The organism is Agathobaculum ammoniilyticum (genome assembly GCF_025567315.1).
GTDB lineage: Bacteria > Bacillota > Clostridia > Oscillospirales > Butyricicoccaceae > Agathobaculum > Agathobaculum ammoniilyticum.
This window is the reverse complement of sequence record NZ_JAOQJE010000004.1, coordinates 1-20,790: the sequence shown is the minus strand read 5'-3', so window position 1 is coordinate 20,790 and position 20,790 is coordinate 1. Positions and strand designations below refer to the sequence as shown.

18 protein-coding genes and 1 tRNA gene are annotated in these 20,790 nt (G+C 58.9%); 6 read left to right on the top strand and 13 right to left on the bottom strand.

The window, feature by feature from the left end; genetic code table 11:
• The 11 genes from OCV66_RS05320 to ychF all read right to left on the bottom strand — a co-directional run.
• On the bottom strand, positions 1–1,377 hold a 1,377-nt coding region (locus OCV66_RS05320), incomplete at its 3' end, for a sensor histidine kinase (protein WP_147573869.1).
• Positions 1,355–2,026 (bottom strand): response regulator transcription factor, encoded by a 672-nt coding sequence (locus OCV66_RS05315; RefSeq protein WP_054327718.1) that lies wholly within the window; start codon positions 2,024–2,026, stop codon positions 1,355–1,357. The genes OCV66_RS05320 and OCV66_RS05315, both read right to left, overlap by 23 nt.
• A gap of 166 nt (positions 2,027–2,192) precedes the next feature.
• Positions 2,193–2,268: transfer RNA gene (locus tag OCV66_RS05310), tRNA-Ala, on the bottom strand.
• Positions 2,269–2,352: 84 nt separating this feature from the next.
• Complete coding sequence (locus OCV66_RS05305) at positions 2,353–3,123, bottom strand: TatD family hydrolase (RefSeq protein WP_147573868.1); 771 nt, start codon at positions 3,121–3,123, stop codon at positions 2,353–2,355.
• A 16-nt stretch (positions 3,124–3,139) separates the two neighbouring features.
• On the bottom strand, positions 3,140–3,904 hold the full coding sequence (locus tag OCV66_RS05300; RefSeq protein WP_147573867.1) for an HAD hydrolase family protein: 765 nt from the start codon (positions 3,902–3,904) through the stop codon (positions 3,140–3,142).
• A gap of 257 nt (positions 3,905–4,161) precedes the next feature.
• Positions 4,162–4,371: a hypothetical protein gene (locus tag OCV66_RS05295; RefSeq protein ID WP_054328314.1), complete on the bottom strand. Its 210-nt coding sequence runs from the start codon at positions 4,369–4,371 to the stop codon at positions 4,162–4,164.
• 287 nt (positions 4,372–4,658) lie between these two features.
• Positions 4,659–6,611 carry a methionine--tRNA ligase gene (gene metG, locus OCV66_RS05290; protein WP_082397391.1) on the bottom strand — a complete coding sequence of 651 codons (1,953 nt, stop codon included), beginning with the start codon at positions 6,609–6,611 and terminating at the stop codon, positions 4,659–4,661.
• A gap of 21 nt (positions 6,612–6,632) precedes the next feature.
• Entirely contained in the window at positions 6,633–7,166 is a 534-nt protein-coding gene (locus tag OCV66_RS05285; RefSeq protein WP_054328312.1) for an N-acetyltransferase, read from the bottom strand.
• Between the two features lie 562 nt (positions 7,167–7,728).
• Positions 7,729–8,673 (bottom strand): DUF975 family protein, encoded by a 945-nt coding sequence (locus OCV66_RS05280; RefSeq protein WP_147573866.1) that lies wholly within the window; start codon positions 8,671–8,673, stop codon positions 7,729–7,731.
• Positions 8,674–8,729: 56 nt separating this feature from the next.
• Entirely contained in the window at positions 8,730–10,433 is a 1,704-nt protein-coding gene (locus OCV66_RS05275) for a VanW family protein (protein ID WP_262563909.1), read from the bottom strand.
• A gap of 283 nt (positions 10,434–10,716) precedes the next feature.
• Positions 10,717–11,820: a redox-regulated ATPase YchF gene (gene ychF, locus OCV66_RS05270; protein ID WP_186949735.1), complete on the bottom strand. Its 1,104-nt coding sequence runs from the start codon at positions 11,818–11,820 to the stop codon at positions 10,717–10,719.
• Positions 11,821–11,979: 159 nt separating this feature from the next.
• Between ychF and OCV66_RS05265 the strand changes: the two genes are divergently transcribed.
• Together OCV66_RS05265 and OCV66_RS05260 are read left to right on the top strand one after the other, a co-directional pair.
• Positions 11,980–12,876 (top strand): hypothetical protein, encoded by an 897-nt coding sequence (locus OCV66_RS05265; RefSeq protein ID WP_054328309.1) that lies wholly within the window; start codon positions 11,980–11,982, stop codon positions 12,874–12,876.
• A gap of 211 nt (positions 12,877–13,087) precedes the next feature.
• Positions 13,088–14,317, top strand: a complete 1,230-nt coding sequence (locus OCV66_RS05260; protein WP_159068069.1) for a M23 family metallopeptidase — start codon at positions 13,088–13,090, stop codon at positions 14,315–14,317.
• A gap of 104 nt (positions 14,318–14,421) precedes the next feature.
• On the opposite strand, the gene OCV66_RS05255 is transcribed toward OCV66_RS05260, so the two are convergent.
• Together OCV66_RS05255 and OCV66_RS05250 are read right to left on the bottom strand one after the other, a co-directional pair.
• Complete coding sequence (locus tag OCV66_RS05255) at positions 14,422–14,976, bottom strand: ECF transporter S component (RefSeq protein WP_107630926.1); 555 nt, start codon at positions 14,974–14,976, stop codon at positions 14,422–14,424.
• A 151-nt stretch (positions 14,977–15,127) separates the two neighbouring features.
• Positions 15,128–16,471: a butyryl-CoA:acetate CoA-transferase gene (locus OCV66_RS05250; protein WP_054328306.1), complete on the bottom strand. Its 1,344-nt coding sequence runs from the start codon at positions 16,469–16,471 to the stop codon at positions 15,128–15,130.
• Positions 16,472–16,712: 241 nt separating this feature from the next.
• Between OCV66_RS05250 and OCV66_RS05245 the strand changes: the two genes are divergently transcribed.
• The 4 genes from OCV66_RS05245 to OCV66_RS05230 all read left to right on the top strand — a co-directional run bounded on the left by OCV66_RS05245 (position 16,713) and on the right by OCV66_RS05230 (position 20,638).
• Complete coding sequence (locus OCV66_RS05245; protein ID WP_054328305.1) at positions 16,713–17,564, top strand: transporter substrate-binding domain-containing protein; 852 nt, start codon at positions 16,713–16,715, stop codon at positions 17,562–17,564.
• A gap of 78 nt (positions 17,565–17,642) precedes the next feature.
• Entirely contained in the window at positions 17,643–18,374 is a 732-nt protein-coding gene (locus tag OCV66_RS05240) for an amino acid ABC transporter permease (RefSeq protein WP_054328304.1), read from the top strand.
• 13 nt (positions 18,375–18,387) lie between these two features.
• Complete coding sequence (locus OCV66_RS05235; protein ID WP_054328303.1) at positions 18,388–19,176, top strand: amino acid ABC transporter ATP-binding protein; 789 nt, start codon at positions 18,388–18,390, stop codon at positions 19,174–19,176.
• A gap of 280 nt (positions 19,177–19,456) precedes the next feature.
• On the top strand, positions 19,457–20,638 hold the full coding sequence (locus tag OCV66_RS05230) for a 4-hydroxybutyrate dehydrogenase (RefSeq protein WP_242977827.1): 1,182 nt from the start codon (positions 19,457–19,459) through the stop codon (positions 20,636–20,638).
• Positions 20,639–20,790: the final 152 nt, after the last annotated feature.

Sequence of the window (20,790 nt, the reverse complement as noted above, 5' to 3'; positions counted from 1 at the left end):
CGTCCGGCGGTTGCGGGACTGCTCGGCGCGGTAAAACGCTTCAAACAGATGCGGGATATCCCCTTCCGACAGGTGCGCGCGGGTATTTTCGACCGTCAGCACCGGCCGGCCGGCCCGTAGTCGGGTGCTGACGCGGACCTCGGCTCCCGCGGGCGAATAATGCGCGGCGTTAGACAGCAGGTTTTCTACCGCCCTGCCCAGCAGGGCGCGCTCCCCCAGCACCGTCACCCCATCCGACAGGGACACCCGAAAGCGCAGGCCGCGCTGCTCGAACAGCGCTTCATCCTGCTCCAACTGCTCCTGCACCAGCTCGGACAGGTCGAGACGCTCCATTTTTACCGGCTCGCCGTCCGATTCCAGCCGCGAAACGGTCAGGATCTCGCGTATCAGCTCTTCCATACGCGCGGTCACCGCAAGCGACCGCGCGAGATATTTGTCACGGTCCCGATATACGGAAACCCCGTCCAGCATGCCGGTCAACTGTCCCTTGAGGATCGTAACCGGCGTTTTCAGCTCATGCGACGCGGCGGAAAAAAACGCCAGTCGCTGCCGTTCCAGCTTCCGCTCGCGCTCCATATCGCTGCGGAGCGCCTCATTCGCAGCCTGCAGGCCGGTCAGGGCCTCCTTCAGCTTTTGCGCCATGCCGTCCAGGCTGCGGCCCAGCACGCCGATCTCGTCGCGGCGTTTTTCCTCGCACTGCCAGTCGAAATCCAGATGTTCCATGCGGCGCGCGATGCCGCTCAGCCGGATGATCGGCCGCGTGATGTAGCGAGAATACAGCAGCGCGCAGCCCGCCGAAAACACCAGCATTGCGAGCAGCAGCCATGGCGCGGCGCGCAGCAGTGCCTGCACCGCCTGATTCTCCGGCTGCGCATACGGCTGGACGTACAGCTCGTAGGAGGTGGCGTCGTGCAGGAAGGTGACCTCCGCAGTCAGGGCGCTGGTTGCCGTTCCGGTGATTGACAGCACGCTGTCCTCCCACATGCTGTCCGCCATCCCAAACGCTATACCGTCGCTTTTTCCGCTATCCTCCGCGGCCACAACCACCACATTGTCGTTTTCATACAGCGAATAGACCGCAAGCTGCGAGCCGGTGTCCACCACCTTGCCATCCGCACCCAGCAGCATGGCTTCCGCGCCCGCGCTGCGGATAAATTCATCAAGCAGCGGCCCGCAGTCCTCACGCTCTGTTTGCGCCAGCCGGTCGACCAATTCGTTCATCTGTTCCTCTATCGCGCTGCTTATGACCGCCGTATAGGTGATCGGCGTCGCCCAGGCGATGCAGCCGAAAGTGATCGCGCCCGCGCCCAGCAGCAGGGCGAAAGTCATCAGGAAGATACGCGCGGTCAGGCTTTCACGGATTTTCTTTCGCAGCACGGTAGCCCACCCCTCTCACAGTCTCAATATAATCCACGCCGAGCTTGCGGCGCAGGTTTTTGATATGGCTGTCCACCACGCGCTCGTCCCCAAAGAAATCATAGCCCCATATCTTGGCCAGCAGCACCTCGCGCGTGAACACCCGCCCTGGGCTGGATATAAAGGCGCGGAGCAGCTCGAACTCACGCGCAGTCAGCTCCAGCGGGCGGCCCTCCAGCCGCGCCTCCATCATGTCCGGATCGAGCGTCAGCCCGCGGTAACGTATCACATGCGAAACGCCGATCCCGCCTCCCACGCGGCGCAGCACCGCCGCCACCTTGCGCAGCAGGATGGGCATGGAAAACGGCTTTACAATATAATCGTCTATTTCCAGGTCGAAACCGCGGAGCTGCTCGGCCTCCCCGTCGAGCGCGGTCAGCATGATGACTGGCAGGCGCGATTCCCGCCGGATCAGCTCGCACACGCCGAACCCATCGATCTTGGGCAGCATCACATCGAGCAGCGCCAGATCGAACGGCGCTTCATGGAAGCGGTCGAGCGCCTCCACCCCGTCCGACGCCAGTACCGTGTCATAGCCCGCATCCCGCAGGTAGGCGTCCAGTAGCTCCTGAATATCCAGGTCGTCCTCCACAATCAATATGCGTTTCATCCAAGTCCCCCCTCATCCGGTAGTATAACAGGGCTTTATGGATTTTACATGAAGAACGGAAAAATCCCCTTTCCCCGCCTTGCCGGGCAGCACATGGCGCCTTGTAGGGGTCCGGCTTCCGAAAAAAGAAAAGCCGCACTTTTTCGGAATGAAAAAGTGCGGCTTCTGGTGGAGACGGTGAGGATCGAACTCATGACCTCCACACTGCCAGTGTGGCGCTCTCCCAGCTGAGCTACGCCCCCAAAAGGTCGTCCGCTTTGTTCTGACGACGAAATATATTATACACAAATACACTTTCCCTGTCAAGAAAAAATGCAAATTTTTCGTCACGCAATCCCAAACAATCTTTTGCCGTTTTCTGTTGTGATCCTTTCGACCGCTTCCGCTTCCATCCCTTTGACCTGCGCAATCGTTTCCGCCATACGGTGTACATATAGCGACGAATTGCGGCGTCCGCGATACGGTTCGGGCGCCATATAGGGGGCGTCCGTTTCAATCATCAGCCGGTCGAGCGGTGTCTCCCTGATAATCTCCAATGCCTTGCGCGCGTTTTTGAACGTGATCACACCGGTGAATGACAGATAGTATCCCAGCTTGAGCAGCTCTCGCGCCATCTCCACGCTGCCCGCGAAGCAATGGTACACACCTGTGACGCCGGCATACTGGCGCGCGATCTCCATGCAGTCGCCGTGCGCATCGCGGTCATGCACGATAACCGGCTTGCCCAGCGCGCGCGCAAGCTCCATCTGCCGCGCAAACACCACCTGCTGCCGCGCGCGCGCCCGCTCGTCCTTTTCCCAGTAATAATCCAGCCCGATCTCGCCAATCGCACGCACCTTCGGCTCCGTCTGCGCCAGTTCTTTGATGACCGCAAGGTCGTTATTCCAATTTTCGTCAATATTTTCAGGATGTATCCCCACGGCAGCGTATATAAAAGGGTATTTTTGTGCATAGCCGACCGCCTTGCGAGAGCTCTCCAAATCACAGCCCGGGTTGAGGATCAGCCCTACACCGTTTTCCGTCATGGCCGGCAGCAGCGCATCCCTGTCCTCGTCAAAGCGCTCGTCATCATAATGCGCATGGGTATCAAACAGCATCGTTTTACTTTCCTCCTCATATCCAGCCGAAATGCCGGCAGGCATTCCACAGTCCGTCCTGGTCAACCGATGTCGTAATGTAATCCGCCTTTTCTTTCAGCGCCGCGCAGGCGTTCCCCATCGCCACCGAAAGCCAGCCCTGCCCGAACATACAAACATCGTTCGTACCGTCTCCGAAGACTGCGACGTCCTCATCCGGCACGCCCAGCACGTCCAGCATGCGCCGGATGCCGCGCTGCTTGCAGACCGGCTCGATAAACAGCACATCCTGGTTGTAGCGGACCGTCGGCAGGCCGCCGAGGTCGATCTCCCCTTGGTTTTCCGGCGTGCAGGCGATATATACCTTATACAGCTTGTCCATCCCGCGGTAATCAAAGGCCGGATCGACCGTGACCGGAAAATAATTGCTTGGCGCGACAGCCAGATACCGCTCATCCGCCGTAAGGCAGACCCGCTCGTTTTCGAGCGTTACCGCCCAGGGGACGCGCTGCCGCTCCAGCCGGTCCAGCAGGGCGACGCAATCCGTCACGGGCAGGCTCTGCATTTCAATGACCTCTCCGTCCAGCGTCAGGCTGTAACCACCGTCGGCCACGATATGCGTAAAGCCGTACCGCTGTGCGACCACGGCGGCGGAAGCCTGCAGCCGGCCGGTTGCGATCGCGGTAAAATGGCCGTTCGCGCGTAGCCGCTCCAGGCAGCGCGCCCCGCTTTCCGGCATCACGGTCGTCAGGCCGGTCGCCAGCGTGCCGTCAATATCAAAAAAGAGGTATTTCTTTCGCATGGGTTCATCCTTATCGCTTGTATTTTTTGTAGATATATCTGTAAATGCCGATCAAAGCGTCCAGCCCGCACCGTACCCCCTCCACAGCCGCGCACAGACGCGGTTATAAGCTGGGATATCGCGGATTTCCTCCGGTTTGACCGTGCTGCCCGCTCAGAAGTGCATCGAGTCGCGCCGTATGGCCGCCCAGCAGCCGCCGACAGCAAATACCGCCGCGCAGAAGCACAGGATGACTGCCATCGGAATGTTTGCCGCGTTCATTTTTCATCCTCCACAGGCCTTCCAAGCACCAGATCGGCCTCTTTCATCAGGCCACTATCGCCGGAAAGCTTTATCGGCAAACAGCCGGCATACCGCCACCTCTGCGCCGCATACCGGTCGATAATTTTCCGATGCTTACATTCCGCATTGTTGATCCAAAAGCCGCCGCCCCTGTACAGCGAAACGTATTCGTCTTGATACATCATCCAGACCCCCACCCATAAAAAGCGAGCCGCGGCGCCAGCCGCAGCCCTTCGCTCTTTTATTGTAGCACAGCTTCGCGCCGCCTGCAATCCCCGCCTCCAAACAGCAAAACGGCGGCTCTCTGAACCGCCGTTCCACCGCGCCGCAGCGCGCATCCCTCCCCCGCTATGCCGGGTGTTTGGATGCCCCGACCCAGCCGCCTTAGGCGGCGTCATTCGGGTATCGAAAGGCGGTTTCTACTGGAACCGCCTTTCGCATATAGTGGGCTTGTGAAGCCCACTATACTCTGTCAGCAGAGCTTTGCACCCGCTTCAATACCATCATCCAGCATGAGCAGATCGAGCTTGCCGTCCTTCTCCGCGGAGAGCAGCATGCCGCATGACTCCTGCCCCATCATCTTGCGCGGCGGCAGGTTGGTGACCGCAACGACCGTCTTGCCTACCAATTCCTCGGCCTTGTAATACTTGGCGATGCCGGACAGGATCTGGCGCGGCGTACCCGATCCGTCGTCGAGTTGGAATTTTAAGAGCTTCTCACTCTTCTTGACGTTCTCGCACGCGAGCACCTTGCACACGGTCATATCCACCTTGCAGAAGTCGTCGAACGGGATATCCGGCAGGAAAGTGACCACCGGCTGCTCCGCCGTCTGCGCGGCCTGCTTCTCCGCCTCGATCTCCGCGAGCTTTTTCGGGATGTCGATGCGCTCGAACAGGATGGACGCCTCGCCCACCTGCGCGCCCGCCTGTATGCCGCCAAACGAAGCAAGGCTCTCCACACCATTGTCCGCGGTGTTCAACTGCGCAAAGATCTTGTCCGCCGTTTCGGGCAGGTAGGGGCGCAGCATGGTCGCCGCAAAGCGGATGGACTCCAGCAGGTTATACAGCACCGTACCCAGGCGGTCGCGCTTGGCCTCGTCCTTGGCCAGCGCCCAGGGCATGGTTTCATCAATATATTTGTTCGAGCGGCGCAGAAGCGTGAACACCTCGTCGATCGCGTCAGCGACGTGCAGGTCGGCCATGCGCTTTTCGAGTGCCGCGGGCAGGCCGAGCGCGACCGTTTTCAGCTCGTCGTCCACCGGCTCCGCCGCAATCGGGGCGGGGATAACGCCACCGAAATACTTCTTGGTCATGGCGATTGTCCGGTTGACCAAGTTGCCCAGCACGTTGGCAAGGTCGGAGTTGATGCGCTCGCAAATCAGCTCATAGGAGATCACGCCGTCGTTGGCGAACGGCATCTCGTGCAGCACATAGTAGCGCACCGCGTCCACACCGAACAGGCGCACCAGATCGTCCGCGTAGATCACATTGCCGAGTGACTTCGACATCTTGCCCTCACCCACGAGCAGCCACGGGTGGCCGAACACCTGCTTCGGCAGTTCCTCGCCCAGCGCCATCAGGAAGATCGGCCAGTAGATGGTGTGGAAACGGATGATGTCCTTACCGATCAAATGCACGTCCGCGGGCCAGAAGCGCTTATAGTGCTCATCGTGGTTCCCATCAGGATCGTAGCCGCAGAAAGTGATATAGTTGGTCAGCGCGTCCAGCCAGACATAAACCACATGCCCTGGGTCAAAGTCCACCGGAATCCCCCAGGAGAACGAGGTGCGGGACACGCACAGGTCTTGTAGGCCGGGCTTTAAGAAGTTGTTGACCATCTCGTTCTTGCGGCTCTCCGGCTGTATGAACTCGGGGTGGTCTTCAATATGCTTCATCAGGCGGTCGGCGTACTTGCTCATGCGGAAGAAGTAGGCTTCCTCCTCCGCGTCCACCACCGGCCGGCCGCAGTCCGGACAGCATCCGTCCTTGAGTTGCGACTCGGTCCAGAACGACTCGCAGGGCTTGCAGTACTTGCCCTTGTACGCACCCTTATAGATATCGCCCTGATCATACAGCTTTTTGAAGATTTTCTGTACCTTTTTCTCATGCATGGGGTCAGTCGTGCGTACGAACTTGTCGTAGGTGGTGTTCATCAGGTCCCAGATGTCCTTCACCTGGCCCGCGACGTTGTCCACATGCTGCTGCGGGGTGATGCCCGCGGCCTCGGCCTTTTCCTGGATTTTCTGGCCGTGCTCGTCCGTACCGGTCTGGAAGTACACGTCGTATCCGGTCAGGCGCTTGTAGCGCGCGATCGCGTCGGCCAGCACGATCTCATAGGTGTTGCCGATGTGCGGCTTGGCCGAGGTATAGGCGATCGCCGTTGAGATATAATAGGGTTTCTTGTCCATCACTTTGCTCTCCTTCATAGAAAATGAAATTTTATAAGATCAAAAACAGTCGTACATAACCACATCCTGCAAAAATTTGTAGAATGATTGGTAAGCCGTCTCGGTCAGCGCTTTCGGAAAGGACAGCACGACCAGTCTGTGTCCGCTGTTTTCCACATGATATGGCGGGTGTACATGCGGATACGGATTGGTGCAGTATCCGCAGCGCGCATAGAAACCAGCGCGGCGACAGGAAACCCAGTCCTCTGGGGGGTCGATTTCCAAAACAATGGTCTTCCCGCTCTGCTGTAGCAGCGACAGTGTCCTTTGCCCGTAATGGCGATTCCGCAGCTCAGGGAATATACAGAAATGCTCCACATAAATAAAGTCTTTCGTTTCCCAGCACAGTAACAGGCCAACCCATTCCACCCCATCGAAGACCAGTTCAAACCGATACCGTTTGTCCCGCAGGATTGCCTCTTGTGATGCTATCTGTCGTTGCTCATGCGGTGGAAAGCTCTCCGCGTACAAAGCCATTGCAGTATCATACCGCCCATCCTGTATATCTGTCAACCGTTCCAGATGCAAAATCATTTATCTCCTTTCGCACACCAGCGCATACAGCTCGCTATCCGGCAGCCCTCCATTCTTACAATCACGCGCGTCCCGTTCGGTATATGGATACGGGAACACGTCCCTCAGGTTTTCCGCCCCCCGCATCGTTTGCCATTAGGGCGCAGGCCGCCACGTCCGCAGAGCGGCAGGCATGAAAAAAGCCCTCCTCCCGAATGGTTTTCCATTCAAGGACGAGAGCAAAAACGCTTCCGTGTTACCACCTTGCTTCACGCGTCCCTCGCGGCGGCGCGCCTCATCAGGTACTTCCATACCCGAAGCGCTGTAACGGGCGCCCACCCGCCGCAGCCTACCCGCGTACCGCGGCTCGGTGCGGGACTCCAAGGCCATTTTCTGCCGCGGCCCCCGCGTCTCGCTCCCACCATCCGAGACTCGCTTTGCCGTTTTCCACGCCGTACTTTCCTTTTCATCGCCATACTTACCTGTATAACGGTTCCATTATAGCATCACGGTATTTTCCTGTCAAGCGTGCAAACAGCGGCGGCACCTTCAGCTCCCGCCACCGCTTTATCCGTTTTTTCCCTTACTGCTCAGGCTGACTGACATCCTGTGTCCTGCCCGCGTAAAATTCAAACAGGCCGATAAAAGAGGTATTGATGTACGCCGCCAGAAAACCGTTGATCACAACGCCCAAGCAGGCCCCTGCGGCCAGCGCCAGCAGGAACGCCACGAAGCCCGACGCGCCGGGGATAAACACAAAGCCGAACATCGCAATCAGCCAGCAAAGCCCGCTGACAAGGCCGGACAGCACATACCACCAGAAAAAGCTTAAAACAAACAGGAGTACCTTCCCATAATGCCCGTGGAACACACCGCTCCCGTCGCGCGTGGCATCCCACGCGCCGAGTGCCTCATGCTCGCTGATCAGGACCCAGCCCGCCTGATAGGTCATCACCTTGATGCGGATCGGGATCAACACGAGCTGGTAGAATACATAAAGCACCGCCACCGCCACCGTCAAATCCGTTTGCGTCAGGTAATGCCCCGAAGCAACGGCATTCACCAGCAGGCCCATGCCCACAAAGAAAAACAGCGCCGTGGGTAGGACCGACCAGAGGAGCTGCCGGAAAAACAGGCAGAATTCCATCCGCACACCCGCCCAGAACGAGTGCAGCGAGGTAAACGGCTGGAACAGCGCGGAAACGCCCGGCTCCTCCCCACGGAAAAGGCCAATATAAAACCGCATCATGCCATACATCAGCGGGCCGGTGACGACCAGCATGACGAATATCACCAGCCATACCGAATTCAGGTTGCGCTCCATAGCCATGCTAAGCGCGTTTCCCCTGTACCCATTTGCGTACAAAACAAATAAATCTCCGAATATCGTGAGGTACAGAATCAGCACCAGCAGGAAATATGGCACCGCATACAAAAACTGTATCCCCACACAGCGGCCGATCTGCTCCTTGACCCTGCGCTTACACTGCCGCTTGATCGTCTTTCTCACCTGTACTCTATCGTGCAACTGCTGTTTCCTCCTATCGTTTCCCCGCTGTCTTTACCGGACCGCGCCCTGTCCGCTCACGCGGAGCCGCCCGCCGGCGTTTCCGGCGCCGCTGCGGAGGACGCGCCCTGTTCCGCTGTTTCTCCGGCTTCCCCGCCGTCGCCGGACGGCTCCTCCGTCTTGGGCGGTTCCTCGGTTTTGGGCTGCTCCGGCTGGATCGTGCCGACGTAGACCACCTTATCCCGCTTGTCATACCGCGAGCTGTTCGCCAGCACCTCGGTCGTCTTCCCGTTTTCCGTGATCTGCTTATAGGTGCGGGTGGAATAGCCCGTGATGCCGCTCACATCCAAGCGCGTCTGGCCCACCTTCATGGAATTATCCTTTTTCTCGATCGTCTGCGGCGAATAGGTTTCCAACACTTCGGTGCGGGTCGTAACCGTCTTGTCGCTCGTCTTGGTGCCGACGAGCGTCATAACCATCTGCCCGCCGCTCTGCTGCGCCAGGATCTTGACCGGATAATCCGTATTATTCTTGAACCGGAAATCCAGATTGCCGTAATCCACGGTCGCATCCTCGCCCAGCGGCGTATAGGCGACTGTATAGGAATGGTTATACCGCTCGGTCACCTCCAGGTCCGCGCGCAGCACGGCCATATACAGCGTGGAGGAGGGCTGGCAGACGCCGCCGCCGAACTCGTCAACGATCTGGCCGTTGACATATGCGTGCGCCGGCTTATATCCGCGCGCCTCGGTGCGCTCTCCGACCACACCGTTATACGAAAATTCATCGCCCGGGTTGAGTATGGTCCCGTTGATGGCCGCCGACGCCAGATTGACGTTGTTGGTGCGCGCGGTATTGCTCTCGTCCAGGTAGGTCACCGCCTGCGCCAGCGTATCCCGAAACAGCTTTTCCTGCAGGTCCACCGCCGTCACCTTGGGCTGCGTGGTCGTGATCGGGACGGAATAGCTTTGCTCCGTCCCGTCCCCCACGATCTCCCGCGCCTGGTCGATATCGAACTGCACGCCGGGCTTTTCCGGCACAATGGTTTTGCCGTCCTCTTTATTGACCGTCGCGCTCACCGGCTCGCCGATCACCTGCTCGGCGATCTTATCCACATTGATCGCAGGCGTCTCGGTCAGCTCGGTCGAAACCTCATACGGCTCGAAATCCATCAGGCGGATCTTTTCCGTCAGCGCCTGCTCGACCGCGTCCGTGTCGAACTGTACGCCAGGCTTGCCGGCATGGATGGTCATGGTATCCGTGCCAATGTCCCAAGTGGGTTCTACCGGCTCGGTCAACGCCTCCGCGGCGATGTCGGACAGTGCCTTTTTCAGCCCCTCCTCATCCACGGTGGCCGCCAGCTGCGCCTCGCCCCTGCCGAAAACCGCTGTGACCACATCCCACATGCGGGCCAGCGGGTTGCCCGTGCGTCCGACCGCATAGGCGTTCTCCGCGGACTGCGCCGCGTCCACATTTTCCAGCACGTCGCGCACCGGAATACGGTAGGTCTGCTCATAAATTGTGACGGAAACGTCCGCGTCCTCATACAGTGGCGCGCTCTGCTTTTCGATCTGCGCCGCGGCGGCGCTCCGGCTCAGCCCGCTGACCGCGATCGGCCCGACCGTCACCCCTGGGAACACATTCGGATAAAGGTAGGTGAACCCGCAGAGCAGGACCAGCAGAGCCGCTGCCACGCCGCCGACTATCTTCAGGGCGAGCGGCACGCGGAGCGTTTTCTTTTCCGCCTTCGGCGCGGCGTTCTTCGCCGTACGCTTCACCATATGCGCCCCTTTCCTTGTTTTATTGATCCGGTTTTCTAACATGATCTTCCCCTGTTTCGCTGTCTTTATATATGCGTAAATGAAAAATATCATACAAAATAAAACGGCAAGCACACCGCTCGCCATTTTTCGACGGTCTATACCATCCTCATTATATACAGAGCTTGTGGGATATGCAATAACAATTCGGTTAAATTCACAATATAATCACAAGAAGTAAACAAATCTACCCTCAAATACAAAAAAGCGCCGTTTTTCACGGCGCTTTTTGAGCAATACTCCCTTATACGTTGAAGCGGAACAGGACGACGTCCCCATCCTGCATCACATATTCCTTGCCCTCCGAGCGGACAAGACCCTTTTCGCGGGCCGCCGCCAGCGACCCAAGCTCGATCAGATCCTGATAGCCGATCACCTCGGCGCGGATAAAGCCGCGTTCAAAATCCGAATGGATCTTTCCGGCGGCCTGCGGCGCCTTGGTACCCTTTTCAATCGTCCATGCGCGCACCTCCTGCTCTCCCGCAGTCAGGTAGCTCATCAGGCCGAGCAGGTCGTAGCACACGCGGATCAGGCGGTCCAGGCCGGATTCGTGCAGTCCCAGTTCGGAAAGGAACATCTCCTTCTCCTCCGCGTCCATGCCCGCGATATCCTCTTCCAGCTTAGCGCAAATCGGCAGCACCATCGCGCCCTCCGCGTCCGCGATCGCCTGTACTGCCTTCAGGCGCTCGTTCTCGGCCGCGTCGCCGGTAAAGCCCGCCTCGTCCATATTGGCGGCGTAGATCACCTTTTTCGCGGAAAGCAAGTCGCTCTCTTTTACCACGCGGTCAACGTCCTCATCCTCGCCGAAGCCCTCGAACGTGCGCGCGGTCCTGCCCTCCTCCAGATGCGCCTTGAGCGCCTCGAGGAGCTCCACATCCCGACTCAGCTTTTTGTCCGCCTTGGCAGCCTTGCGGGTGCGCTCCAGGCGGCGCTCCAGATGCTCGATATCCGCCAGGATCAGCTCAAGGTTGATGGTTTCAATGTCACGTGCGGGATCGACCGAGCCTTCGACGTGGACGATATTCTCATTGTCAAAGCAGCGGACGACGTGGACGATCGCATCCACCTCGCGGATGTGGGACAGGAACTTGTTGCCCAGCCCCTCGCCCTTGCTCGCGCCGCGCACCAATCCCGCGATATCCACAAACTCCACCACCGCAGGGGTGGTCTTTTTCGCGTGGTACAGGTCGGTCAGCGGCTGCAGGCGCTCGTCCGGCACGGCCACCATGCCGACGTTGGGGTCGATGGTGCAGAACGGGTAGTTCGCGCTCTCCGCGCCCGCCTGCGTGATTGCATTGAACAAAGTCGATTTCCCGACATTCGGAAGCCCGACGATACCGAGTTTCATGATTGCCATTCCTCCAATTAGGATAAGGGAAGCCCTGTCCCCGTTTTTTGTCTTGCAAATAGTATACCGCTTTCGCTGGCATTTTGCAATCTTTTGCGGTATACTATTGTCACCGTTTCTGGTATCAACATTGCAGGCTGCTGCGGAAAGGGAACCATTATGCCGTCTTATGCCACCCATCATATTTTTGCCGCGACCGTCCAGCGCGTTACAGGAGACTCGGCCGCGCACATCGCCGCCACCTACCCCGCGGGATACCGCTGGGGCGCACAGGGGCCGGACCCGCTTTACTATTACCACGCGCCATTCTCCGGCCCGCTGGGCCGTCTGGCGCGCCGCATGCACACCGAGCCGCCCGGCGCTTTGTTTGAAGCGCTGTGCGTCGCCGCTGTGCAACAGCATGACGCCGCCGCGCTCGCGTATGTATTCGGCTTCTGCACACACTACGCGCTCGACCGCGTGACCCACGCTTTCCTGGAGGCGCAGGCCGACCGCCTCTCGCTCTACCTGCCCAATTATTCCGCCGAGGCGCGGCGCAAGCTGGTTGAAAGCGATATCGACGGCATCCTGATCACCAATTACATCGCTGCCGCCCCCGCGGAGTTTGAGGCGTTCCGCCTGCTCGATCCCAGCGCCGCGGAATGCACCGTGCTGGCGCGCGTGCTGGCCGGCGCGGCGAAAAGCGCGTGCGGCGCGCGCGTCTCCCCCGCCGCGGTGTACCGCTCGCTGCACGACATGCGCCGTGTGCTGCACCTGACGCACAGCGGCAGCCATATCCGCGGCCGCCTGGTGCATCTGGAGCGGCTCGCGGGCAAGGCCGGTCTCGCCTCCTCGCTGATCCGTCCCGCCGAACCGCTCGCCGCGGACTGCGCCAACCAGTCGCACCGCCCCTGGTCCTCGGGCAGCGGCGAACGAACCGAGTCCTTCTGCGACCTGTTCGACGCGGCCGTGCCGCTCGCCGTGTCGCTTCAGCGCGCAGTCCTCGAACGCTATTATCAGCAAAAGCCCCTCGATCCGCGATTTTTCCCCACGAATTTCTGCGGCGCTGCAACGTAAATTTAATTTTTTGGAGCCAATCGACAGGTTTCGTATGACTTCGCCCTCCAAAGCGGTTAAGGTATCCATTGTTACCAAACTGTAACCTTGGACATTTGGAAAGGAGGGAATATGGAGGAGCGCTTTTCTCCATACTACCGTCATGCGAAACCTGTTATCATTTTTTGCCGGACTTTTTTCCGGCCTGTTATTTGCCCTTGTGCGGGCCATATTGCTGCTTGACCGCCTAATCTGTTGGTTCTGGGATCTGCCCTGCTGGGCGGCGCTTGCCCGCGTATGCCGCGCGGCGGCAAAGCGGCGCGCGGTCTGCGCAGCGGCCGTGTTCCTCCCCGTGTTCTTTGTGCCCAGCGCGCTGCTGCTGCACAGCGGCACCCTGGTACTGGCGAACGGCAGGCCGCTCGGCCTGGTCGAGGAGGCGGACACGCTCTCCGCTGCGGTCGCGGAAATCGAACAGAGCGCGGGCGCGCTCGCGGGCGGGGAATACACGCTCCCCGTCTGCATTGAAACCAAACCGTCCTATGCACTGGAGGACCAGTTCCTGACCGGCGATACGCTCAAGGCCGAGCTGATCGATGCCAGCGGGGAACTGGACACGCTTGCCGTGATCTCGGTCGACGGCGAGCAGGCGGGCGTCTGCCGCTCGGCGGACGAGGCGCAGGCGCTGCTCGACCGCGTCAAGGCGCAGTACACGACCGCAACCGATGAGGACGCGGACTTCCTGCAGGAGGTGCGTGTGGACAATGTCGTCGCCCAGACCTCGCTGGTTTCGGATTTCGGCGCGCTGTACAGCACGCTCTCCCCCCGCCTGGATGTGACCGCGACGCGCTCGGTCACCTATACTGAGGAAATCCCCTATGAAACGATCACCCGCGAGAACGACCAGCTCGACCAGACCTACCGCGCCACCGTGCAGGAGGGTTGCGCGGGCGAGGCGGTCGTCACCGCCGAGATCGAAACCGTGGACGGACAGGAACATGGCCGCACCATCCTTGCGCGCACGGTGCTGAGCGACGCGAGGAATGAGATCGTCGAGGTAGGCACCAGGAATGTCGGCATCGGCACAGGCGAATTTTCCGTGCCGCTGACGAGCTACACCTTCACCTCTGCGTTCAAATGGCGCTGGGGCAGGCTGCACGGCGGCGTGGACCTTGCGGTGGGAGAAGGCACGCCAGTCTACGCGGCGGACAACGGCAAGGTCATCGTTGCCGAGGATTCGGGCAACGGGTACGGCAACTATATCATCCTCGATCACCAGAACGGCTTCAAGACCCTATACGGGCATAATTCCGAGCTGCTGGTATCGGTCGGGGACGTGGTCGCCAAGGGCGACCGGATCGCGCTTTCCGGCAACACGGGCAATTCGACCGGTCCGCACCTGCATTTTGAGATACAGGTCAACGACGAAAAGGTTGACCCGCAGCAGTACCTGACGCTCTCGTAAACGGAAAAAGCGCTGTGGACAGTGATCCACAGCGCTTTTTATGGTTCATCGAGGAATACCCGTATCTCCATCGCCTCACCGATCTGGGAAAACGGGTCAGTGCTTCAGGTCCGGATGCGTTCGCCCATCTCCGCGCTCGCATGCCCCAGCACCGGCAACAGCACCGCGCATACGATCACGCCGGCCAGCCCCTGCACGATATTGAACGGCACGCCGGCCAGTACAGCCGCAACCGCAGCGCCCGCCGCGCTCCCCGCGACCAGCTCCATGCCGACCTCATACACATAATAGCCCGCGACCATCACGATTTCCGCGGGAATACCGCACAGCGCCACGCGTACCGGCATATTCATCCGCTCCCGTCCGGCCATGTGGTGGTAGAGCCAGCCGCCCGCCAGCGCGGTCAGCGCCTTGATGGCGAACGTACCCGGCACCCAGGCCATATAACCGCCGAACAGGTCGGCCAGCATCGAGCCGATGCCCGCCGCGACCGCGCCCAGCCCCGGCCCCAACAGGATGCCGCAGAGCAGCACCAGCCCGTCGCCCAAGTGAATATAGCCGAGCGTCGGCGTCGGGATACGGATAATCATGGTTGCGACCGTCGTCAGCGCCGCGAGCAGAGCAGCAAGGATGATCGTTCTGGTTTTTTTGCTTTTCATATTGTGACACCCTCTCTGTTTTTCCTTTGTTGGTACTATTGTACTCCCTGTATGGCCTTTTACAAAGCGCCAGATCAAACATTTTTCATAATGCCAGACTGCATGCAGAAAAGCGGCCCATCCGCAGATAGGCCGCCTGGTACTTTCCGTCTCAGCGCTTGTTGGAACGCTTCCAGATGTGCATTTTTTCCGCGTCCTGAATGAGCTGCTCGCGGAAGTCGGGATGCGCGACCGAGATCAGCGCCTCCGCGCGCTGCCAGGATGACAGGCCCTTGAGACACACCTTGCCGTACTCGGTAACGAACCAGTGTACGTTCGGGCGCGCGTCGGTCACGACCGAACCGTCCGCCAGCGTCGGGCGGATGCGGGAAGCGATCGAGCCATCCTTCTGCTTGAATGTGGACGAACAGCAGATAAAGCTCTTGCCGCCCTTGGACAGGTACGCGCCCAGCACAAAGTCGAGCTGGCCGCCCGCGCCGGAGATCTGCTTGGTGCCGGCCGTTTCCGCGTTCACCTGGCCGAACAGGTCGATATCCACTGCGTTGTTGATCGAAATGAAGTTGTCGATCTGGGCGATGGTGCGCGCGTCGTTGGTATAGGATACGGGAGCCGCGTAGCATTCCGGATTGTTGTCGATATAGTCATAGAGCTTTTTGGTGCCAGCGCCGAACGCATACACCTGCTTGCCCCGATCGATCCCCTTGCTCAGGCCGTTGATCTTACCCGCCATGGCGATGTCGACAAACGCGTCCACATACATCTCGGTATGTACGCCGAGATCCTTCAGGTCGGATTCCGCAATCATGGAACCGACCGTATTCGGCATGCCGCCGATGCCCAGCTGCAGGCAGGCGCCATTCGGGATCTCCTCCACGATCAGCTTGGCCACCGCGCGGTCAACGTCGGTCGGCGCACCGCCGGCGCCCAACTCCGCGATCGGCGGGTTCTCACCCTCGACGACCATATCTACCTCGGAGATGTGGACCGCTTCCTCAAAGCCGCCCAGGCAGCGCGGCATGTTCTTATTGACCTCGACGATGACAACGTCGGACACGTCGCACACTGCCTTCAGGTGGGACGCGTTCGGGCCGAAGCTGAAGTAGCCGTGGCTGTCCATCGGCGCAACCTGGAACATCGCCACGTTGACGTGCTTGACATTCTCCCGGTAGTAGCGCGGCAGCTCGGAATAGCGCAGCGCATTATAAAAGCCGAAGCCCGCGGTGCAGGCCTTGCGCTCGACGCCGCCCATGTGCCAGGAGTTCCAGGTGATCTTCTTTTCTACGTCCGGAATCTGGAATATAGCGGGCTGCCACATCAGGATGCCGCCGCGCAGGTTGATATCCTCCAACTCGCTCATCCGTCCGGCGAGCGCCTTGTCCAGCGCGCAGGCCGTGCCGGTACACCAGCCGTAGTCCACCCAGTCGCCCGATTTGACCACCTTGACAGCCTCATCCGCCGTGGTCAGCTTCTGCTGATAAAGAGCTTCGTAATCCATGATTGCCCAAACCTCCGTCTTTGTTTATTCTTTAACAATCTTGTTATCTATTATATCTATTGTATATAATACTATATTCCCCCTGTACAGGTCAAGCAAGGAGTTGCCATTTACAACACTTACAACCATTCACCCAGAAAGTGACCAGAAAGTTTTTCTTGATTTTCTCAAATAAAGTGGTACAATGATAAATGACTTTCACAGTACCGTAATTATGCAATGAATTTAGGAGGGCATTCCCATGAAAACCAAAAAGCTTCTGGCGCTGTTGCTCGCCGGCGCGATGAGCGCCTCTCTGCTGGCAGGCTGCGGCAGCGACAGCTCCGCCGATACCACGAGCGGCGACGACGCGGCCAATCCGTCCGACACCGCCGCCGCAGACAGCGACCTGGCGCAGATCGAAGACGCCGGCAAGCTGAAAATCGGCTACACGGTCTATGAGCCGATGAACTATACCGACGAGCAGACCGGCGAATTCACCGGCTTTGACACCGAGTTCGCGCAGGCGGTCTGTGAAAAGCTCGGCGTGGAGCCGGAATTCATCGAGATCGTTTGGGATACCAAGCAGGTCAGCCTGGAAAGTGGTGAGGTGGACTGCCTGTGGAACGGCATGACCATCACGGAGGACCTCAAGCAGAATATTTCGGTTTCCGACCCCTATGTACAGAATACCCAGGTGGTCGTCACCAAGACAGAAAACAAGGATACTTACGCGGATTACGCCAATCTGGTCGGCAAGACGGTGGCGGTAGAGGCCGGCTCGGCCGCACAAAGCGTGGCAGAGGAGGACGAGAACCTCAGCCAGTCCAACCTGGTCACGGTCAGCAAGCAGACCGACGCGCTGCTCGAGGTCAAGTCGGGTACGGCGGACGCCGCAATTTTTGACCAGACCATGGCGGAAAACATGATCGGCGAGGGTACCGACTTCGCGGACCTGACCATCTGCGGCGTATTCCATGAGGAGCAGTATGGCATCGGCTTCCGCAAGGGAAGTGACCTGTGCGACAAGGTCAATGAGATCATGGCTACACTGAATGAAGACGGTACGCTGCAGTCTCTGGCTGAAAAATACGGCCTTTCCCTAGCAGAATAAACAAATTTACCTACACAAATTTTACACCGAACGGGACAGCTTACTGCTGCCCCGCTTGGTTTTGTTTGGAGGAATCCTATGAACCCCTCGGTTATCTTCACCAATCTGTTCCAAAGCTTTGGAATCAACTGCACGATCTTTGTGGTCACACTGCTGGTCGCGCTGCCCGTCGGCCTGCTTGTGGCGTTCGGCGCCATGAACAGGTGGGAACCGTTCCGCTGCCTGCGCGGCAGCCGCCTTGCGTCCGGCAAATGGGGCGCCATGCTGGTCGGGCTGCGCCCGATCGCCCTTCTCATCAAGTTCTTTGTGTGGATCGTCCGCGGCACGCCGCTCATGCTGCAGATCATCTTCATCTACTATGGCCCCGGCCTGCTGCACTGGGGCCAGCCGTGGAACGCCATGGGTACGGACGGGCGCGTGGTCGCGACCTGCGCCGCGTTCGCAATCAACTACGCCTGCTATTTTTCCGAGATTTTCCGCGGCGGTATCCAGTCTATCCCGCGCGGCCAGTATGAGGCCGGCCAGGTGCTCGGCATGACCAAACGGCAGATTTTCTTCAAGATCACGCTGCTGCAGGTCGTCAAGCGCGTGATCCCGCCCATGGGCAACGAATTCATGACGCTTATCAAGGATACCGCGCTGGCCAACATCATCGCCACCAAGGAGATCATCATGATGAGCAAGGAATTCATCAACCGCGGCCTGATCTGGCCGTTGTTCTCCACCGCCCTTTTCTTCCTCGTGTTCTGCGGCGTGCTGACGCTGCTGTTCGGCTGGCTGGAAAGGAAAATGGACTATTTCCGTGTATAAGGAGCGAGCCGCAATGCCTATTCTTGAAGTACAAAACATCGAAAAAAGCTTTGGCCCGACCAAGGTGCTACAGGACATCAGCTTTTCCCTGGAGCGCGGCAAGGCGCTGGCCATTATCGGCTCGTCCGGTTCGGGCAAGACGACCCTGCTGCGCTGCCTGAACTTTCTGGAAACCCCAAACGCGGGCCGTATCCTGGTAAACGGCGAAACCCTGTTTGACGCCGCCGACCGCGCCGCCAAGAGCGACGCGGAAATCCGCCGCCGGCGCCTGCATTTCGGCATGGTGTTTCAATCGTTCAACCTGTTCCCGCAGTACACTGCGCTTGAAAACGTCATGCTGGCCAGCCTGATGCTCGCCAAGGAGCGGCCGGATTACAAGCAGAACCGGCACGCCATCCATGAGGAGATTGAAAACCACGCCATTGAGCTGCTCGCCCAGATGAGCCTAGAGGGCCGCATGAGCCACTACCCCCACCAGCTTTCCGGCGGCCAGCAGCAGCGCGTGGCCATTGCGCGGGCGCTCGCGCTCCAGCCGGACATCCTCTGCTTTGACGAGCCCACCTCCGCGCTCGACCCGGAGCTGACGGGCGAGGTCCTGCGCGTTATCCGTTCGCTCGCGGACCAGCACACCACCATGATTATCGTTACGCACGAGATGGCTTTCGCCCGCGATGTGGCCGACCACGTGCTGTTCATGGACGCGGGCGTGATTGTGGAGGAAGGCACGCCCAGCGAATTGTTTGAAAATACACAAAATGAGCGTACACGCGCCTTTTTGAGCCGTTTTTCGCAAAACAACTAAATCCTGTTTGAATCCGCCCATTCTTTTCGGCTATTCTGCCCGTTTTTTCTTTACAGACGGGTTTCGATGCGTTAAAACAGCCCTGTATTCCAAAATACAGGGCTGTTTATTGTCTTTTTGTACAGGATTTGGTGGTTATTTTTTGGTGATTTTTTTGTTCGTTTGTGTTGAAGTTGTGGACGGGATTTGCTACAATAAAAGCGCAGGGCAAATTGCCTGATATGATGCGCATAAAAGCCCGCACGGCCTTTATAAATTTTATGAATGGAGATGTTCAACTATGGCTATGGATGCTTTCAGTGCCTCTTTGATGAAGGACAAAAGAGAGATCGTCATTGCCCCCACTATCTACAAGTTTGAAACGTTCGGCGACTTCGCCGGGGAGTTCAAGCTCGGCGAACGCGACGTCGTTCTGACCAATGAGTTCATCTACAAGCCCTTTATGGCGGAGCTTGGTCTGAAGAGCCAGTTCGTGTTCCAGGAGAAGTTCGGCGCAGGCGAACCCTCCGAAGCCATGATCGAAACCATGTACGAAGCGATCCCGTACGACTCCTACGACCGCGTCATCGCTGTCGGCGGCGGCGCCATCATGGACCTTTGCAAGCTGCTCGGCTGCAAGCGCCCGGCATCTGTACATGAACTGTATTTCAAGCGCGAGCCCGTTGTACATGAAAAAGAAGTCATCGCGATCCCGACCACCTGCGGCACCGGTTCCGAAGTCACCAACATTTCGGTCGCTATCGTCAAGGACGAAAAGGACGGTAAGCTGACCGGCGGCGAAACCAAGCTCGGCCTGGTTTCCGACGATATCATCCCGAACAAGGTCTGTCTGGTGCCCGACCTGCTCAAGACCCTGCCGTACAAGCCGTTCGCCGCTTCCGCGATCGACGCGCTCATCCATGCGACCGAGTCGTTCCTGTCCCCGCACCGCAAGACCGTCACCTCCGAGATGTTCTCGGTCAAGGCGATGGAAATGATCCTCGAAGGCTTCCGCCGCATCGCGCTCGAGGGGCCGGACGCCCGCATCGATTACCTTGGCGAGTTTGTCACCGCTTCCCTGTTCGCCGGCATCGCGTTCCTCAAGGCCGGCTGCGCGACCGTACACGGCATGTCCTTCCCGCTCGGCGGCACCTACCATGTACCGCACGGCGAATCCAACTATGCGCTGTTCAGCAAGATCCTTGAGCTGTACGACGAGTACGAGCCGGCCGGTGAGCTTGGCAAGTTCAAGGAGATCGTCGCCCGCTGCCTCGGCTGCACCAAGGACGATGCGCTGCGCACCCTGAATGTGACCCTCGAAAAGGTCCTCCCGCTCAAGCCGCTGCATGAGTACGGCTTCAAGGAAGAGGATATCAAGAGCTTCCCACTCTCGGTCGAGGCGAACCAGCAGCGCCTGATTACCAACTCTTACCGTCCGTGGAGCATTGAGCTGAGCGAACGCGTATACCGCGAGTGCTTCTAAACCCAGTAAGCATATCGCCTGAACAGGGCGGGGACCCCCGCGTTCCCCGCCCTGTTTTTATAGCAACCTGATAAAAGAAAGGATACTTGATCGATATGATGACCAAAGACCAATATATCGAGTCCCTGCGGAAGCTGCACCTGAACCTGTAC

What these genes read in the sequence shown, in the direction of transcription:
- OCV66_RS05315 (WP_054327718.1), bottom strand. Translation starts at nt 2,026, where the DNA reads ATGAAACGCATATTGATTGTGGAGGACGACCTGGATATTCAGGAGCTA.
- OCV66_RS05305 (WP_147573868.1), bottom strand. Translation starts at nt 3,123, where the DNA reads ATGCTGTTTGATACCCATGCGCATTATGATGACGAGCGCTTTGACGAG.
- OCV66_RS05300 (WP_147573867.1), bottom strand. Translation starts at nt 3,904, where the DNA reads ATGCGAAAGAAATACCTCTTTTTTGATATTGACGGCACGCTGGCGACC.
- OCV66_RS05295 (WP_054328314.1), bottom strand. Translation starts at nt 4,371, where the DNA reads ATGATGTATCAAGACGAATACGTTTCGCTGTACAGGGGCGGCGGCTTT.
- metG (WP_082397391.1), bottom strand. Translation starts at nt 6,611, where the DNA reads ATGAAGGAGAGCAAAGTGATGGACAAGAAACCCTATTATATCTCAACG.
- OCV66_RS05285 (WP_054328312.1), bottom strand. Translation starts at nt 7,166, where the DNA reads ATGATTTTGCATCTGGAACGGTTGACAGATATACAGGATGGGCGGTAT.
- OCV66_RS05275 (WP_262563909.1), bottom strand. Translation starts at nt 10,433, where the DNA reads ATGGTGAAGCGTACGGCGAAGAACGCCGCGCCGAAGGCGGAAAAGAAA.
- ychF (WP_186949735.1), bottom strand. Translation starts at nt 11,820, where the DNA reads ATGAAACTCGGTATCGTCGGGCTTCCGAATGTCGGGAAATCGACTTTG.
- OCV66_RS05265 (WP_054328309.1), top strand. Translation starts at nt 11,980, where the DNA reads ATGCCGTCTTATGCCACCCATCATATTTTTGCCGCGACCGTCCAGCGC.
- OCV66_RS05255 (WP_107630926.1), bottom strand. Translation starts at nt 14,976, where the DNA reads ATGAAAAGCAAAAAAACCAGAACGATCATCCTTGCTGCTCTGCTCGCG.
- OCV66_RS05250 (WP_054328306.1), bottom strand. Translation starts at nt 16,471, where the DNA reads ATGGATTACGAAGCTCTTTATCAGCAGAAGCTGACCACGGCGGATGAG.
- OCV66_RS05245 (WP_054328305.1), top strand. Translation starts at nt 16,713, where the DNA reads ATGAAAACCAAAAAGCTTCTGGCGCTGTTGCTCGCCGGCGCGATGAGC.
- OCV66_RS05240 (WP_054328304.1), top strand. Translation starts at nt 17,643, where the DNA reads ATGAACCCCTCGGTTATCTTCACCAATCTGTTCCAAAGCTTTGGAATC.
- OCV66_RS05235 (WP_054328303.1), top strand. Translation starts at nt 18,388, where the DNA reads ATGCCTATTCTTGAAGTACAAAACATCGAAAAAAGCTTTGGCCCGACC.
- OCV66_RS05230 (WP_242977827.1), top strand. Translation starts at nt 19,457, where the DNA reads ATGGCTATGGATGCTTTCAGTGCCTCTTTGATGAAGGACAAAAGAGAG.